This window comes from Rhodanobacter hydrolyticus, from assembly GCF_044904645.1.
This window is the reverse complement of record NZ_JADIKK010000008.1, coordinates 3,002,759-3,020,051: the sequence shown is the minus strand read 5'-3', so window position 1 is coordinate 3,020,051 and position 17,293 is coordinate 3,002,759. Positions and strand designations below refer to the sequence as shown.

15 protein-coding genes are annotated in these 17,293 nt (G+C 64.5%); 2 read left to right on the top strand and 13 right to left on the bottom strand.

What is annotated here, in order from left to right; all coding sequences use genetic code 11:
• Positions 1–22 precede the first annotated feature (22 nt).
• The 12 genes from fliJ to ISP25_RS16085 all read right to left on the bottom strand — a co-directional run bounded on the left by fliJ (position 23) and on the right by ISP25_RS16085 (position 11,774).
• Entirely contained in the window at positions 23–448 is a 426-nt protein-coding gene (gene fliJ, locus ISP25_RS16140) for a flagellar export protein FliJ (protein WP_404615332.1), read from the bottom strand.
• Positions 445–1,812 carry a flagellar protein export ATPase FliI gene (gene fliI, locus ISP25_RS16135; RefSeq protein ID WP_404615330.1) on the bottom strand — a complete coding sequence of 456 codons (1,368 nt, stop codon included), beginning with the start codon at positions 1,810–1,812 and terminating at the stop codon, positions 445–447. Before fliI ends, fliJ begins: the two co-directional genes overlap by 4 nt.
• Positions 1,809–2,441 carry a flagellar assembly protein FliH gene (locus ISP25_RS16130; RefSeq protein WP_404615328.1) on the bottom strand — a complete coding sequence of 211 codons (633 nt, stop codon included), beginning with the start codon at positions 2,439–2,441 and terminating at the stop codon, positions 1,809–1,811. Before ISP25_RS16130 ends, fliI begins: the two co-directional genes overlap by 4 nt.
• Positions 2,441–3,460: a flagellar motor switch protein FliG gene (gene fliG / locus ISP25_RS16125; protein ID WP_192159591.1), complete on the bottom strand. Its 1,020-nt coding sequence runs from the start codon at positions 3,458–3,460 to the stop codon at positions 2,441–2,443. The genes ISP25_RS16130 and fliG overlap by 1 nt, the downstream gene beginning before the upstream one ends.
• Positions 3,450–5,189 (bottom strand): flagellar basal-body MS-ring/collar protein FliF, encoded by a 1,740-nt coding sequence (gene fliF, locus ISP25_RS16120; protein ID WP_404615326.1) that lies wholly within the window; start codon positions 5,187–5,189, stop codon positions 3,450–3,452. The genes fliG and fliF overlap by 11 nt, the downstream gene beginning before the upstream one ends.
• A gap of 38 nt (positions 5,190–5,227) precedes the next feature.
• Positions 5,228–5,554 carry a flagellar hook-basal body complex protein FliE gene (gene fliE, locus ISP25_RS16115; protein ID WP_404615324.1) on the bottom strand — a complete coding sequence of 109 codons (327 nt, stop codon included), beginning with the start codon at positions 5,552–5,554 and terminating at the stop codon, positions 5,228–5,230.
• 110 nt (positions 5,555–5,664) lie between these two features.
• On the bottom strand, positions 5,665–7,089 hold the full coding sequence (locus ISP25_RS16110) for a sigma-54 dependent transcriptional regulator (RefSeq protein WP_404615322.1): 1,425 nt from the start codon (positions 7,087–7,089) through the stop codon (positions 5,665–5,667).
• Between the two features lie 352 nt (positions 7,090–7,441).
• Complete coding sequence (locus tag ISP25_RS16105) at positions 7,442–8,002, bottom strand: PilZ domain-containing protein (protein ID WP_404615320.1); 561 nt, start codon at positions 8,000–8,002, stop codon at positions 7,442–7,444.
• A 96-nt stretch (positions 8,003–8,098) separates the two neighbouring features.
• Positions 8,099–8,395, bottom strand: coding sequence for a flagellar protein FliT (locus tag ISP25_RS16100; RefSeq protein WP_404615318.1), 297 nt, complete (start codon positions 8,393–8,395; stop codon positions 8,099–8,101).
• A complete protein-coding gene (gene fliS / locus ISP25_RS16095) occupies positions 8,392–8,799 on the bottom strand; it encodes a flagellar export chaperone FliS (RefSeq protein ID WP_404616331.1) in 408 nt (135 codons plus the stop codon). Before fliS ends, ISP25_RS16100 begins: the two co-directional genes overlap by 4 nt.
• Before the next feature lie 28 nt (positions 8,800–8,827).
• A complete protein-coding gene (gene fliD / locus ISP25_RS16090) occupies positions 8,828–10,333 on the bottom strand; it encodes a flagellar filament capping protein FliD (RefSeq protein WP_192159581.1) in 1,506 nt (501 codons plus the stop codon).
• A gap of 193 nt (positions 10,334–10,526) precedes the next feature.
• Positions 10,527–11,774, bottom strand: coding sequence for a flagellin N-terminal helical domain-containing protein (locus ISP25_RS16085; protein ID WP_404615316.1), 1,248 nt, complete (start codon positions 11,772–11,774; stop codon positions 10,527–10,529).
• 408 nt (positions 11,775–12,182) lie between these two features.
• On the opposite strand from ISP25_RS16085, the gene ISP25_RS16080 reads away from it, so the two are divergent.
• Together ISP25_RS16080 and ISP25_RS16075 are read left to right on the top strand one after the other, a co-directional pair.
• Positions 12,183–15,740, top strand: a complete 3,558-nt coding sequence (locus ISP25_RS16080; protein ID WP_404615314.1) for a glycosyltransferase — start codon at positions 12,183–12,185, stop codon at positions 15,738–15,740.
• Between the two features lie 139 nt (positions 15,741–15,879).
• Positions 15,880–16,515 carry a NeuD/PglB/VioB family sugar acetyltransferase gene (locus ISP25_RS16075; RefSeq protein WP_404615312.1) on the top strand — a complete coding sequence of 212 codons (636 nt, stop codon included), beginning with the start codon at positions 15,880–15,882 and terminating at the stop codon, positions 16,513–16,515.
• A 7-nt stretch (positions 16,516–16,522) separates the two neighbouring features.
• Here ISP25_RS16075 and ISP25_RS16070 read toward each other — a convergent pair whose 3' ends face one another.
• Entirely contained in the window at positions 16,523–17,275 is a 753-nt protein-coding gene (locus ISP25_RS16070) for an SDR family NAD(P)-dependent oxidoreductase (protein WP_404615310.1), read from the bottom strand.
• Positions 17,276–17,293: the final 18 nt, after the last annotated feature.

The window sequence follows — 17,293 nt, the reverse complement described above, 5'->3', positions numbered from 1 at the left end:
GTGCGGGATCGCGCAAAGCGCGCTATCGCGGCCGCCGGTGCTGCATGCGTTCGTCGATCTCGGCTTGCTCGCGCCTGTCCTCGGCGCGGCGCTCGTATTCCTGATGCTGTGCGATCACGCTGCCCAGCGCGCTTTCGCGCGCATGCGCCTTCTTCCAGTGCTCGCGCATCTGCTCCAGCCGGCGGTGCTGGCGGCTCACTTCGGAGGCCTGTTGGGCGATCGCCTGGTCGATGCGTGCGACGAACTGCTGGCGGTTGAGCAGCGCGCCGACGCTGACCGCTCCTGCACCTGCGTCGGCGTATTCGCGGCGATAGCGCTCAAGCTCTCCGAGCTGGTGCTCGGCCTTGGCCAGAGCCTGTTGCTGCGCGGCGAATTTCGCCAGCGCGTCCTCGGTTTTCTGGCGGGCCTGGTCCGCGGCCGGCTGCAGTCGTTCGGAACGCGGCGTCATGCGACCACCCGCTCGGCAATCAGAGCCAGCCGGTCGATGGCTTCCTCAAGCGCCACCGGCTCATCGACTTCCTGCTGCAGGAACTCGCGCAATTGCGGCCACATTTCGATGGCCAGATCCACCTGAGGGTCGGAACCTCGCTGGTAGGCGCCCACCGCGATCAGGTCCCGCTGCTGGCGGTACGCCGAATAGACTCGTCTGAATCGCTGCGCCGCCTGCAGGTGTTCACGCGACGCAACTTGAGGCATCACGCGGCTGATCGACGCCTCGATGTCGATGGCCGGGTAATGACCGGCTTCGGCCAGATCACGCGAGAGCACGATATGGCCGTCGAGGATCGCGCGCGCGGCATCGGCGATCGGATCGTGGCGGTAATCGTCGCCCTCGGTCAGTACCGTGTAGAACGCAGTGATGGAACCTTTGCCTTCGGCATCGTTGCCCGCGCGCTCGACCAGCGCCGGCATCATCGCGAATACGGAGGGCGGGTAGCCCTTGGTGGCCGGCGGCTCGCCGATGGCCAGCGCGATCTCGCGCTGGGCTTGTGCATAACGGGTGAGCGAATCCATCAGCAGCAGCACGCGCATGCCGCGGTCGCGGAACCACTCGGCAATGGCGGTAGCGTACTGCGCGCCGCGCAGCCGCTTCAGCGGCGGCGCGTCCGCCGGCGCGGCCACGATCACCGCACGACGGCGGCCTTCCTCGCCCAGGGTGTGCTCGACGAACTCCTTCACCTCGCGGCCGCGTTCGCCGATCAGGCCTACCACCACCACGTCGGCGTTGGTGTAACGGGTCATCATGCCGAGCAAGGTGGACTTGCCCACGCCGGAGCCGGCGAACAGGCCCAGGCGCTGGCCGCGCCCCACGGTGAGCAGCGCGTTGATCGCACGCACGCCCACGTCCAGCGGCGCATCGATCGGCTTGCGTGCCATCGGGTTGATGGGTTCGCGCTTGAGCGCGGCGTGTTCGTCGACGTCGAGCGGGCCGTGCCCGTCCAGCGGCAGGCCGTCGGCACCCACCACACGGCCCAGCAGATGCATGCCTACCGGCAAGCCGCCGCTGTGCGCGAAGGGACGCACACGCGCATTCGGCAGTACGCCACGCATGTCGTCCACCGGCATCAACAGCAGGCGTTCGTCGGCAAAGCCGACCACCTCGGTTTCCAACTGGTCGCCGGCGGCAGTATCGACCAGGCAACGCGCACCCAGGGCGGCCTCGCAGCCTTCGGCCTCCAGGGTCAGGCCGACCACGCGGCGCAGGCTGCCCTCCACCGTCAAAGTGCGCGTGGCCTCGGCGTGTGCTGTCCGCCGCGCGATTTTCCGGCGCCAGCCTTCATTGCGTGCGGCGGGATCGACGGCGGCGTTCATGGACCGCCACCTTCCGGCTCCACGGCTTCGCCAAGTACGGCATCGACCATCGCGGCGAGACGCGTTTCCACCCGGGCATCCAGCCGCGAGTGCTCGCTTTCCATCCGGCAATCGCCGCGCGACAGTTCGGGATCGGCCAACAGCCGCCAGTGATTTTCGGCCGAACCCATGCTCTGCAGCAGGGCAAGGTCCAGCGGATGCAGATGCACGCGCAACTCGCGGGTCGCGGCCGGCAGGGCGTTGGCCGCTTCGCGCACAGCGCGCGCGACAAGCTCGGGCGAAAGTTGCAGCTCGTGCGCGACCACCCGGCTGGCCACCACCATCGCCAGCCGCGTCAGCTCCTGCACGACCTGCTCGTCGAGCGCCTGCAACGGACGCGACGCTGCGACGCACACGGCATCGAATTGCGCCACCCGCTGGCAAAGTTCCTGTCTTGCCGCGGCGCGCCCTTCGGCCAATCCTGCGAGACGACCTTCGTCGCGCGCCTGCTGCTCCAGCGCCTCCAGATCGTGCACGGAGGGCTGTGCCGGCACCTCTTCGTCGACCACCGGCGGTTCAGGCGCGGCATCGAAGCTCGGCATCTCCCAGCGCCGGAATTCCGCCGAGGCATCGTGGATCGTGGCGATCATCAGACGTAATCATCCCCGCCGCCGCTGCCGAGGTTGATCTGACCGGAATCGGCCAGCTTCCTGGCGGCGGCCAGCACTTCCTTCTGGGCCGCATCGACTTCGCTCAGGCGCACCGGACCCTTCACTTCGAGGTCGTCGCGCATCATGTCGGCGGCACGCTTGGACATGTTGGAGAAAATCTTTTCGCGTATTGCGGGTTCGGCACCCTTCAGCGCCGTGATGAGGATGCCCGAGGGCACTTCGCGCAGCAGGGTCTGCATGCCGCGGTCGTCCAGGTCGGCAAGATCCTCGAACACGAACATTAGGTCTTCGATTTTTCCGCCCAACGCGCTGTCCTGGCTGCGGATGGCCGTCATCAGCTCGGCTTCGCGGCTGCTTTCCATCGCATTGAGGATGTTCGCGGCGGCCTTCAGGCCGCCGACATTGGCGGACTTGAGCTTCTTGGTGTTGCCGTTGAACTGGCGCTCCATGATCTCGTCCAGTTCGTTCAGCGCGTGCGGCTGCACGCCATCGAGCGTAGCGATGCGCATCACCGCGTCGCTGCGCGTGCGTGGCGGCAGGTAGCCGATCACTTCGGCTGCCTGGTCAGGCTCCAGATGCGCCAGCACCAGCGCGATGATCTGCGGGTGCTCCTGGCTGATCATCTCCGCGATCGCGCGGCTTTCCATCCATTTCAGCGATTCCAGGCCTTTGCTGCTGCGACCGAGCAGGATGCGGTCAATCAGGCCGCCCGCCTTGGTCTCGCCCAGCGCATTGGTGAGGATCTTGCGGATGTATTCCTCGGTACCCACGCCGAGCGAGGTCTGGCGGCCCATGTCTTCATCGAGCTTGTCGAGCACGTGTTCGACCTGCTCGCGCGATACGCTGGAAAGCCCTGCCATCGCGGTACCCACGGCCTGCACGTCGCGCGCGCTCAGGTGCTTCAGCACTTCCGCCGCGTCCTGCTCGCCCAGCGTCAGCAACAGGATCGCTGCGCGCTGCGCGCCAGTGACCGCTGGCTCCGAACGGTTAGGTGCCATCTTCGTTCACCCAGTTCCGGACCACCTGAGCCACCTGCTTGGAGTTTTCGCCCACCATGCGGCGCGCATGGCCCACGCGCTGCTCGTAAGCCTGCGTCGGCGTCGCGTCGATGCGCGCATGCGCCGCCTTTTGCTGTTGACCCAGCCCGATGTGATCGTCGTCGCCTACGCGCACGGACACTGTCGGCAACGGCGTTGGCAAGGCGGCAGCAGCTTCCATCCTTGCCGGAGCAGCCCGCAACAAGCCCTTGAGCAGCGGCCGCAGCAGACCGAACGCCACCAGCAAGGCGATCAACACGCCAACGCCCTGCTTGATCAGGTCCAGCATGCCGGGGCGATCCCAGAACGGAATCGACGGCCCTGCATCCGGCGTGGCGATGTCGTGGAAAGCCTGGTTGATCACGCTGACGCTGTCGCCACGCGTGGCGTCGAAGCCCACGGAGTTCTTCACCAGGTCGGTGAGGTGCTGCAGTTCCTGCGCGGTGAACGGCACGCTCTTCGACGCGGCCTTGGCACCTCCCGTCCCAACCCCGCCGCCCAGCAATTTATCGTCCACCACTACAGCCACGGTGAGGCGAGCCAGTCGGCCTGCCGGGTCGCTGACATGGCTGATGGTGCGATCCAGTTCAAAATTTCGAGTGGCACTGCTGGAACTGGAGCTGTCGCGGCTGCTGGTCGAAGCAGAGGCGCTGCCCGGCGCGGCCGCCGTGCCAGCATTGGGCCGCGCGGCGGTAGGCTGCGCCACCGTCGCCGGCGGTTGGTTGCTGAGCGCGCCGGGAATGCCGCTGTTGGCATCGCCCCCGCTGTGCTGCTCGCTGCTGACCTGTTCGCTGCGCAACGCCGGATTCTCCGGGTTATAGGTCTCGGTGGCCTTCTCGCTTTGGCTGTAATCGAGGTCCGCGTTGACCTGCGCATGCACGCGACCTGGACCGACCAGCGGCGTCAGCAGGTCCTCGATGCGCTGGGCATAGGTGTTCTCGATGCGCGTGGCCAGGCGCAGGCGGCTGTCGCCAGCTGCGCCTGCCGCATCCGCTGTATTGCTGGTGAGCAACTGGCCCTGCTGGTCGACCACAGAAACCTGGCTGGGATCGAGGCCCGGCACACTGGACGCCACCAGGTGCACGATCGCCGCCACCTGTCCGGGGTCGAGCGAGCGACCCTGGTACAGCGTAAGCAGCACCGAGGCGCTGGCTTCGTGGTTGTCGCGGATGAACGGCGACGGTTTCGGCAGTGCCAGGTGCACACGCGCGGCGCGCACCGACTGCAACGAGGCAATGGTGGAGCCCAGGTCGTTTTCCAGCATTTGCTGGTAACGCGTACGCTCGGCAAGATCGCTCATGCCAAATGGCGAGTCGTTGTTCGCCTGCGCATTGATCGCAGCGCTTCCCTGCGGCAACCCTTTCGCCGCCAGCCGCAAGCGCATTGCGCCGAGGTCGGAGGCAGGCGCCATGATCGAGGAGCCATCGTCGCTCACCTTGTACGCGACATTGGCGGCCTGCAGCTCCTGCGTGATCGCAGCGGCGTCTTTCTGATCCAAGCCCGCGTACAGCAAGCCGTAATTCGGTCCGCGTGACCACAGCACCACCGCCACGCCCAGCGCCACCGCCGCCGCCACCGCCACCAGCAGGACGAGTTGGCGCGCCGCGGGATTGCGGGTGATCTGCTTGAGGGAGTCCAGGCGCACGCCGGAGCCGTTGCTGTCGGTCGTCGCGATGGCGGTATCGGCCATGCTTCTGCTCGTCTGTCGGTGCTATTCGATGGTCGGCGTCAGAACGTCATGTTCATGATGTCTTGGTAAGCCGAAACCAGTTTGCTCTGCACCGACACGGCGGTGCGCAGCGAAAGATCGGCCTTCTGCAGCGCAACCATGGTGCGGCCAAGGTCGGCACCGGGGTCGCCGCGTTCGTAGCTCGCGGCCATGCTCCCCGCCTCCATCTGGGTGTTGCCCACGGCGGCGATGCCCTGCTTGAGCAGCGCAGAGAAATCCCCTGTGCTGCCCGCAGGCTGAGCCTGCACCGCTGTTTCCGGCATGCGCACCTGCGCCGTCATCTGGCGCATCTGGGCAAGCAGGTTGTTGACGTCGATCGTGCTCATGGCGTGGATCCATGCCGCTGGAGGGAGACGGAATCCCGTCGCAAGACAGGGTTCCAACATGGCAAATGCACGAGCCGTGCCACGGCCCGCACCGACGGTGCGGCTCTATCTCAGGCCGCGATGCCGCTGGCCTGCAGCCCGTACTTGCGCAACTTCTCCACCAGCGTCGTGCGCTGCATATGCAGCAGACGCGCGGCATGCGCCACCACACCGCCGGTGGCGTCGAGCGCTTGGCGGATCAGCCCCACCTCGATGTCGGCAAGATGATCCTTCAGGTCGATGCCGTCTTCGGGCAGCAGACGCTGCGACTCATCCACAGCATGCATGCCAAACACCGGCGCTGACGGCAGGTTTTCCTCCATCAGCGCCAACAGGGCAGCACCATGTGCCTCCGCGCCCGTGGGCACGTGACGGTATTTCGACGGCAATTCGCTGGCGCGCACCTCGGCATGCGGACACAGGATCGCCATGCGTTCGACCAGATTGGCCAGCTCGCGCACGTTGCCCGGCCAAGAATGCTCACGCAGCGTCTGCATTGCGCCCGCACTGAAGCGCGCCACGCCGAGACCGCGGCTGGCCAGGCGCTGGTTGAACTCATCGATCAGCACCGGCAGGTCTTCCAGCCGCTCGCGCAGCGCCGGCAGTTCCAGCGGGAACACGGACAGGCGGTAGAACAAATCCTCGCGGAAACGTCCATCGGTGATGGACTGTTCCAGATCGCGGTGGGTGGCGGCGATGACGCGCACATCGCAGCGCTGGGTCTTGGCGCCGCCCACGCGCTCGTACACGCGCTCCTGCAGCACGCGCAGCAATTTCACCTGCATCGGCAGGCTCATGTCGCCGATTTCATCGAGGAACAGCGTGCCACCTTCCGCCAGCTCGAAACGGCCCTTGCGTGCGCTGATCGCACCCGTGAAGGAGCCCTTTTCGTGGCCGAACAGTTCGCTTTCCAGCAATTCGGCCGGGATCGCACCGCAGTTGATCGCGACGAACGGCTTGTCCCTGCGCTGGGAATGCTCATGGATGGCGCGCGCCACCATTTCCTTGCCGGTGCCGGACTCGCCCAGCACCAGCACGGTGGAATCGAACGGAGCCACCTGGCGGATCAACGCATTGACATGCAGCATCGGCGTCGAATGGCCCACGAAGCGCAACGAACCCGACTGGCCGCCCAGCAGGCGCGCATGAATGCCGCGCAGCGCCTCGGCCATCTGTTCGTAGCGCAAGGGAAATTCCACGAGCGCAGCACGGGAAGCAGGAGTCACCTTCCCATAGCGCGCAGCCAGCGGCGCATCCGCGGCCACCAGCATGGGAATGCGGTTTATCGCGTCGCCGAGCAAGGCCAATTGGTGCTCGACCTCTACCTCGTCTGCATCACTACCTACATACGCGCCTTGCCAAGCGTGGGTGGCGGCGTCAACCGATTGGCAGTCGGCCGCACGTTGCGGGCGATAACCCAGGAAGTGAAGTGCCGACATCACGGCATCTGCACGAGTCGCATTGGACTCGATGACGAGAAAATCAAATTTTTGCATGACCCCTAATCCTTGAACCCGCTTCACGCGCTCGCTTGGCTTCCTGAAGGAGCGACGCAGACTTCGTCAGTGCCAGCTTTCCGTCGCTGGCTCACTGAACAGAAAGCATCAATAAGGCCAATTCTGCAGATAGGTATGACAATTGATCATCACGCGGCGTCAATAAAATGTGCACGCACGACTGCCCCATGCGTAACCGTTTGGTGCAAACGCATGATGCGGAAAGATTTAGGCAAACCGCCATTCGAACGACAGGGGCGGCTAAAGTCGTATAACGCGCGTCGGGAAATTTGCGCACGCTTCGTCGTTCTGTGATTCGCATCACATTTCGAGTGACGTTAATCGTCGCACCTCAACCGAGTTGCTGACGCGCACCTGCCACTTTGCGTCGGTGATGACGAAATACGAGGCGCTCGATGGCGTCACTCGTCGCATCGTTGTGATTCACGAATTCCACATAACTTTGACTTTCGTCGATCTTATGTGAAAGACGGCCCGCCAATTCCAACGGAAGGCTGCGGCAAGCGTCAAAACGCAAGCGCAGCAACACACCCTCTTCCGCAGGCGCAGGCAACAGTGCGGACGGCAACACGGCGCCTATGGCATTGAAGCGCAGGGTCTGACGCGGCGGCAGCGACGCGTCGGGTGCCAGCATCTGGTTCACGATCTCCACCAGCGCGGTGAGCTTGGCATCCATGCGCAGCATTTCCTGCATCAGCGGATTGTCGTCGTCGCTGAGATCCAGCCGACGTTCTTCCAGTGCGTCCAACGTCGCCAAGGTATTCGCGTTGCGTTCGGCCAGGCGCTGCAACCGTTCCGGCGAGGGTGGCCAGGCCAGCGGTTCGCAGTCGGCGTGCAGGTTTTCTTCGCTGCTCAGACGTTGCTCGAATTCTTCCCAGCTGCTGGCAGTCATGGCGGCTCCGCATTGGTGAGGGCGACAGTCCGTACTTTGACGCAGCAAGATGCTCGCCGGACGCCGACGAATCAAGCTCTTCAATGCGTTTCGGGGTCAGCGCCCCAGGCCCACGTATGTATTCAAGGCCCGATGAGCGTAACCGTTCCGGCTCAAGGCGTCGGCAATCTGCGCGCGCGCGCGCGCGGCCAGGCTCAACATTTCCTCGTTGCACGCCAGTAACTGCTCCAGCAGTTCGCGGCTGCGATCATCGCGCGGGTGGCTGGCGCGCAGCAGGGGCGCGCGCTCCACTTCCATCTTGGGCAAACTGTCCCACTGGCCTTCGCGTGCGGCGGCCAGCATGTTATTGCTGACCTCCAGTGCCCGTTCCAGCGAGATGTGACCTTCGCTCATGCGGCGTTTCCGGCACGGTTGGCAAGATAGCTGTCGCGAATGCCGTTCCAGCCCTTGCGCACAGAATCGAGCAGATCCATGCACTCGGCCAGCGCTCCCTCGTCGTTGTTCAACTGCGCGAACAGCAGGCGGCGAGTGACATAGTCATAAAGCGAGTCCAGCCGTTGGGCCACCTCGCCACCGGCCTTGTGATCCAGGCTGACGCGTAGCTCGCCCACGATGGCCACTGCCTTGGTGACAGCGGCCCCCTTGGCGGCCACATCGCCGCGGCGCAGGTGTCCTCGCGCCTGGGCGATGCGCTCGATCGCGCCATCGAGCAGCAGGGCGATCAACTGGTGCGGGTCCGCGCTTTCCACGCGGCCCGCGAGGCCGGTCTGTTGGTACAACGCGCTGGCCTGGCGCATGTATGCGTTCGTCACGGGACGGCCTCCGTCAGCCGCTCGAAGAAGAATTGCTGTTCAGCATCGCGTTCAGCGATGTGGTGATGGAGCTGCTGGTGTTTTTCAAGGTGGACATCAGCGTGTCCAGCGCGGTGTATTGCTGGCGCAGCTGGGTCGCATAGGCGGTCATGCGCGCGGTGAGCGCCGTCTGTTCCTGGCTCAGATTGGTGAGCTGCGACTGGATGCTGCTGATACGCGTCGAAATGATGCCGCCGCTTCCGCTGAAGCTGGTCAGCGCATTGCCAAGCGTGGTGGCGTAACCGTTGCTGCCGGCGAACAGGTTCTGCACCGCGCTTGGGTTGCTCTGGATCTGGCTGCTCAACTGGTTGCTGTCCACGCTGAGCGTGCCGTCGGCATTGCGCGTGATGCCCAACGCCGCCAACGAACCGATGCTGTTGCCCGCCACGCCGCCGCTCAGGATGCTGTTGACCTGGCGCTGGATCGACATCAGCGTGGAATCGCCCAGCAATACGCCCGCCTGCTGGGTGGTCGGGTCATAGCTGTCCAGCGAAGTCACGGTGGAGGCATAGCTGTTGTAGGCGGAGACGAAATTGTTGACCGCCGTGGTGATCGCACTGGGATCCTGCGCGATCGTCAAGGTGGAGGAGCCGGTCGCCGCAAGGCTGAGCGTAACGCCAGGCAATGCGCTGCTCACCGTGTTGCTGGCGCTGGTCACGGCGATGCCGTCGATGCTCAAGCTGGCGTCGGTCGCTGCGCTGCTCGGTGTGTTCAATGCGGATGCCAGACTGCTCAGGCCACTGCTACTGTCGGAGCTGGCGGTCACGGTGAAGGCGTTGGCCACACCGGTACTGGTGGAGGTCAACAACAACTGCTGGCCATTGGTCCCGCTGACCACGGTGGCCTGCACGCCGGGGTTGCTGCTGGAACCGTTGATCGCCGAGGCGATGGTGCTGAGCGTGTCGCTCGCGCCAACCGCGATGTTCATCGCGTTGCCGCCGACGGTCACCGTCAAAGTTCCGGCGCCCACCGGGGTACCCGAGGCGGAGGCATTGCTGACACTTTTCTGCGCAGTAGCGAGACTGTTCACTACCAAGCTGTAGGTGCCTGGCTGCGCGCTGGACTGGGTGGTGACGCTGCCCACGGCGGTGTTGCTGAGCGTGGAATCGTAGGTCGTATAGGTGGTGACGCTGCCCAGCGTGGTGAGCGCATCCTGCATGGAACTGAGCGCGCTGCTGAGCGCGGTCAGTCCAGCCTCTTGCGATTGCAGCTGCGTGGTCTGGCTGCTGATCTGTTGCTTGGGGCCAGCGGCCTTGGCATTCACCAGCGCGTTGATGATGGAATTCACGTCCAGCCCGGAGCCCACGCCCAGCGAACTGAGTATGGCGCTGCTGCCTGCACTGCTGTAGCTGCCGGAGCTTGAACTGGTGCTGCCGCTGTAGTTGCTGTAGCCGCTGCTGCTCGTGCCGCTGCTGGCGCTGGTGCTGCCGGTGTAGCTGCCCGCTGTGGTGCTGGAGCCGACGCTAGAGATGTAGGTCATGGAGGCGTTCCTTTAGCGATCCGATCCCGCCCGGCGGGAGTATCCAGACGCGGTATCAAGGTTCACAGGCAAAACTCACGCCAACCACATGGGCTTTACCAGGGAGCCTCGTGCCAATGGCGACCCGGGACCGGGTCGCCATTGTGAGGTGGAACCGCCCGCCTCATGCGGTGCGGGTGGTTCCCTTTCGCTGTTATTGCAGGAGCTTCAGCGCCATCTGCGGATTGGAGTTGGCCTGCGCCAGCACCGAGATACCCGCCTGCTGCAGCACGCTCGCCTGACTCAATGCTGCTGTTTCGGCCGCGAAGTCCGCGTCTTGAATGGTGGACTGCGAAGACTGCAGGTTGGTGGTCTGCGCCGACAACGTCGAGATGGTGGACTGGAAGCGGTTCTGCACCGCACCCAGCTGGGTGGCGAAGTTGCTGACCGTGGACAGGGCCGAGTCGACCTGGGCAATCAGCGCATTGGCGTCCTGAACGCTGTTCACGTCGCCGTTGGCCAGCATGCCACTCGTCCCGCTGGTTGCGGAATTGATGGCAGTCCCGGCGGTGTAGCTGCCCGACGCCAGGCCCGCCACGCCGCCGGTGGTTGCGGACGAGGTGAGGCTGTCGCTGGCACCGCCTGCGGAACTGGCGTCAAACGCGCCGCCCGAAACGCTGAAGCCGGTGCTGGTGGTGCTGGTGAAGATGTTGATGCCGCCATTGCCATCCACCGCCGCATTGACGGCGCCGCTGGTCTGGGCATTGATCGCATCGGCCAGTGCCTGCGCGCTGGTGGCGACGCCGCTCAGCGTGATGCTGCTGGATGCGCCATTGGAGCCGGTCAGGCCGATGGTGATCGTGCTCATGTCCAGGCCAGTGGCGACCGGGTTGGAGCCGCTGGTGACGAACGCGCCGCTCAGGTTGCCCGAGTCGTAGGCGCCGATGCCGCCCATCGCGGAAGCCTGCACGTTGGTCTGCAGATCCACGCTGATGGTCTGGCCCACGTTGGCACCCACCTGGAAGGTGGTGTTGCCCAGCGCACCGTTCAGGATATTGGAGTTGTTGAACGTGGTCTGGTTGGCGATGCGGCTGATTTCCTGCAGACGCTGCTGTACTTCCACGTTCATCGAAGCGCGGTCGGAGGCGGAGTAGGTGCCGTTGGCAGCCTGCACAGCCAGATCGCGGATGGCGTTGAGGTTGGAGGTGACCTGGTCCAGCGCGCTGCCGGCGGTCTGCGCCAGATTGATGGCGTCCGAGGCGTTGGAGCTGGCCTGCTGCAGGCCGCCGATCTGGGTGGTGTAGCGGTTCGCGATCGCGTAACCCGCCGCGTTGTCGGCGGCGCTGTTGATCTTGAGGCCTGAAGACAGGCGCTCGGTGGCCTGGTTCAGCGCGTTCTGCGAGCTGACCAGGTTGTTCTGCGCCTGCAGCGAGGCGATGTTGGTGTTAATAACCAGTGCCATGGGGTGTCTCCTGAAAAGGTCGGTCTTGAAGCTGTCGGATACGTTCTCCGGCGGTGCTCCTCAGACCGGAGTGCCAACCGCCTCAGGGTGCGTTTCGGCGCTGGCACAGGGTTCTTGAGCGATATTTTTTGTTGGCACGGAACGTGCGCCACCCCGGCCTTTACCGTCCGCCAGAAGAAGCCGGCTGGGCCATGGATGACGGATCACACCCGACAGCCGTCTCGCGCCCACCTATTGGTAAGGAGAGGTCTCGCGGATTGGCACCATGTTTGCTGGCATCTTTCAGGCTGTTTCCCAACCGACAGAAAACCGGCGATGCCGGTACTGTCTGCACGACTCGCAAGGCACCGGCAGATGCGATGCGCCCGCCGGCCCCGTGGCGCCAAGAAGGCAGAGCACACCCGAACCATGTCAAACAGCGAAGCGACGATATCCGCCACGACCCAGCAGGCCATGCAGCAGCAGATCGACGCGTTGCAGCAGCGCATCGACTTCATGCAGCAGTTTTTCGAGGAGCACGCCCTGCGCGAAAAGCCCAGGCACAGGCGCCACGACGCGGAACGGCTGGAGCGCGTACGCAGCAGCCCGCGCTACGACGACGCCTATGGCGAGCAGCCGCTGGTCTCGATCATCGTGCCCACCTACCAGCGTGCGCGCATCTTCATCGAGCGCGGGCTGCCCAGCGTGCTGCGCCAGGATCACACGAACTGGGAGCTGCTCGTCATCGGCGACTGCATGGCCGAGGAACAGGCCGCCCTGCTGCGCGAGGCCGCCACCACCGATCTGCGCGTCCATTTCCACAACCTGCGCCATCGCGGCAAATACCCCACGATGAAGGCGCCCATGTGGTACGTCGCCGGTACCAAGCCCTACAACTTCGGACTGCGCGTGGCCCGTGGCTCGTGGATCGCGGTGCTCAACGACGACGACGAATACTTGCCCAACCACCTGTCCTCGTTGCTGGACGTAGCCCGGGCCAACCGGGTCGAATGGGTGCACGGGAACGTTCGCTTCCTCGACGACCATGGCAATGAGCAAGGCGTCGTCGGCAATGCCGAGCTCCAGCAGGGCGGCATTTCCAGCATCAGCAGCCTCTGCCACGCCGGCCTCAAGACCTTCCGCAGCACCGGTACGAACTGGAAGTATTGCTGCCCAGGCGATTGGGATACCTACGAGCGCCTGCTGGCCATGGGTGTGACCCATGCCTACATGAACGCCACGACCGCAATCCACCATGGCGACTACTTCCGCACATCAGTGCTGGAGCCGCATGCCACGCTGTCGATCGCCAACCACCCGACTTCGCCCCGTGAACAGTATCGCCAATGGCTGGAGCCACAACGCCTGTCGCCGGCGCAAGCCGCACTGGCAGAGGGTCGCCAGGCGCCATGCAAGGTAGACGTGTTCGTGATCGACGTCGACGGCAACCCTGCCGAGGTGCAGACCAGCCTCGACAGCCTCGCCGCGCAACAACATCGCACCCTGCATGTCACCGTGCTGTCGGACCACGCCGACATGCTCGGCGACCACGCCGACACGCAACCCCATCACGGCGACTGGGCGGCGCGTATCAACGAACTGGCTGCCACCAGCGATGCGGACTGGCTGCTGTCGCTGTTCGCCGGCGACGAACTGGCGCCCCATGCGCTGCTGCTGCTGGCCGACAACGCCGGGCTGCATCCGGAGCATGCCTGCTGCTACGTCGATGAAGATGCACGTGGCGACGAGGGTTACGGGCAACCGGTGTTCAAGCCCGATCTGAATCTGGACATGCTGCGCAGCTACCCCTATCCGGGTCGCGTCCTAGCCATGCGCCGGGAAGTGTTGCTCGCGCTGGGTGGACTGGATGCGCAGCACGGACCGCTCGCGCACTACGACTTCGTGTTCCGCTGCATCGAGCAGCAAGGCCTGGCATCGGTTGGACATCTGGCCGAAGTGCTGTACCACGCCAGCCAGCCTTTCGGACAATGGTTGTCCTCGCCATCCGTGCGCGAGCATTCCTCCGCCATCGTCACGAACCATCTCGACCGTCTGGGCGTCGCCCACGACATCGCGTCGGAAGCCTCCACCGGCATCCATCGCGTGCGCTATCTCAACAACCGGCAGCCCCCTGTCTCCATCATCATCCCCACACGCGACCAGTTGCCGATGCTCAACGGCCTGATCGACAGCCTGCTGGCCAAGACCAGCTACAGGAACTATGAACTGCTGATCGTCGACAACGACAGCCGCGATACCGCCACCTGCGCCTATCTCGACGGCATTGAAAGCCTGAATAATCCGCAGCTGCGGGTGCTGCGCTGGCCGTACCCGTTCAACTATTCCGCCATCAACAACTTTGCCGCCGCGCAAGCGCGTGGCGAGTACCTGATCCTGCTCAACAACGACACCGCGGTGCTGCACGACGACTGGATCGAAGCGCTGCTCAACCATGCGCAACGGCCCGAAGTGGGCATCGTCGGCGCCAAGCTGCACTACCCGGACGGGCGCATCCAGCATGCCGGCGTGGTGCTGGGCCTGCGCGGCCCGGCCGACCATCCCTATATCGGCGAGGCGATGGATGCCCCGGGCTACATGCACCGCCTTCTGGTGGACCAGAACTACACCGCGGTAACCGCCGCGTGTCTGATGATCCGCAAGTCGGTGTACGACGAAGTCGGTGGCCTGGACGAACAGGACTTCAAGGTTTCCTACAACGACGTCGATCTCTGCCTGAAGACACACCGGGCCGGCTATCTCACGGTGTGGACGCCGTATGCACGCCTGATGCATGAGGGCAGCGTCAGCCAGACCAAGGTGGATAAGACCGACAACGATGCCAAGGCCGCTCGCTTCAGGGGCGAACAGGAAGCGATGTATCGCAAGTGGCTGCCCCTGCTGGCCCGCGACCCGGCCTACAACCGCAACCTCAGCCTGACCGGCTCTGGTTTCGACCTCGATGCGACGCGCGCCCAGGCCTGGCAACCCTTCGAACGGCCCGTATTGCCGAACCTGTTCTGCATTGCCGCCGATGAAGCCGGCTGCGGTCACTACCGCATCATGCAGCCCCTCCACTCCATGCGGCGCGAAGACCTGGCCGAAGGCTTGGTCAGCAACACGCATTTCAGCCCGGTGCTGATTGAGCGCTTCGCACCCGACGCGATCGTGCTGCAACGTCAGACCACCAGCAGCCAGCTGCGCATATTGCGCAACTACCGGGAGTTCAGCCACGCATTCAAGGTCTACGAACTGGACGACTACCTGCCGAACGCCCCGCTGAAAAGCGTGCACCGCGCCGACATACCCAAGGACATCCTGAAATCCCTGCGCAAAGCGGTGAGCTTCACCGATCGCTTCGTGGTATCCACCGCGCCGCTGGCCGAGGCGTTTGCCGGCCTGCACAGTGACATCCGTGTAGTGGAGAACCGCTTGCCAGTGGAGTGGTGGAGCGAAGTGCGCGGCGAACGCCGCAAGGACACCAAGCCTCGAGTGGGCTGGGGCGGTGGCAGCAGCCACCGTGGCGACCTGGAACTGATCGCCGACGTGGTACGCGAACTGGCCGACGAAGTGGAATGGGTGTTCTTCGGCATGTGCCCGGAAAAGCTGCGCCCATACATGCACGAGTTCCACACCGGCGTGCCGATCGCCCAGTATTCGGCCAAGCTGGCCTCGCTCGATCTCGACCTTGCGCTGGCTCCGCTGGAAGACAACCTGTTCAACGTCTGCAAGAGCAACCTGCGGCTGCTCGAATACGGCGCCTGTGGCTTTCCCGTGGTATGCAGCGACATCGTCTGCTATCGCGGCGACCTGCCGGTGACGCGCGTGCGCAACCGCTTCAAGGAGTGGGTCGACGCGATTCGCATGCACATTGCCGACCGAGACAGCACGGCCAGGATGGGCGATGCACTGCGCGAGGTGGTGCTGCGCGACTGGATGCTCACCGGCCACAACCTGACTGCCTGGCGCGACGCCTGGCTGCCGGATTGATGACAGGGGCATCTGCCATGGGCACGGCATTCCCGGCGGCTCCGCTTTCCGTGCAGGCCGCTCGTTGCCGGGAACCTGGCATCGTGCAGAATCCCCTCGCCCGACGCATCAAAGGCCACACCTCCGAATGGAAAACGACATGCACGCCGCCGACCTCCCCCTGGTGATTTTCGGCACGGGTGGGCTTGCCCGCGAGTTGTGGGGCTGGATGAAAACCGCCAGAGATGGCCGGCCCAGGGCGCGCATGGCGGCCTTCGTGGTCGACGACGCGGCGCTCGACAGCTACGACGGCATTCCCGTCATGAGCCGTGAGCAGGCCCGTCGGCTGCAGCGGGTCGAATATCTCATTGCGGTCGCCAATCCCATGGAACGCAAGCGGCTCTCCGCCGAGCTCGACGCATTGGGCTGGCAAGCCGGCACGTACACGCATGAATCCGCCCTGCTCGGCGTCAACCTCACGATCGGCAAAGGGACGATGATCTTTCCGCGTTGCTCGATCTCGTCCGACGCCACCCTCGGTGAACACGTGCTGGTCAACGGCGGCACGGCGATTGGACACGATTGCGTGATCGCCTCCTATTGCTCGCTGCTGGGCGGGGCCAGCATCAATGGCAGCGTGACCCTCGGCGAAGGCGTACTGGTCGGCGCGGGCGCGATCATTCATCCCGGCAAGAAAATTGGCTCTGGTGCCACGGTAGGCATGGGCAGCGTGGTGCTCCGCCATGTCGCCGCTGGACAAACCGTCTTCGGCAACCCGGCGAAGCCGTTGCACTGAATGCGGTTCAAGCCGTGATGTTGGTCGTCCGTCCGCCATCCACCACCAGTTGCTGCCCGGTGATCCAGCGCGCCTTTTCCGAAAGCAGGAATTCGACGGCGTCGACGATGTCGGCAGGCACGCCGATACCCAGCGGGTAATCGGCAGCCAGGCGGTCGGCCATCCCGGGATCATCGAACATCGACTCGGTCATCGCGGTGCGCAACGCACCAGGCAGCACCGAATTCACGCGCACACCAGGCGCCAACTCGACTGCCAGCGATTTCATCAGCGCGTCGAGCGCACCCTTGCTGGCGCTATATGCCGAGAAACCCTTCGCACCGAACTGACTGGCGATACTGGAAACGAACACCACGGCGCCCAACCGCTGCTGGTTGATCCGCTTTTTCGTCAATGTCCTGACAAGTTCCATCGCGGCAAATACGTTGGCGCGGAACGTGTCCAGCACCATGTCCGGCGTCAGGCTGCGCAAGGGCAGCACGCTCAGGTGGGCGGCACTGTGGACCAGCCCGATCACATGTACGCCGTTGATCGCGAGAAAATCGCCAAGCTGGCCGGCGATGCCTTCCACGTCCATCAGATCGTGGCGCCAGATCAACTGGCGCTCCGGTGAATGGCAGGTCGATCGCGTGCGCTGCAGACGCGCTTCGTCGCGTCCGGCGAGAATCAGGCGGTGGCTTGCGGAAAACCGCCGCGCCATCTCGCTGCCCAGTCCGGAGGAGGCACCGGTAATCAGCAGGCAGCCTTCATTCCGAGGCATGGTTTCCGGCTCTGTCAT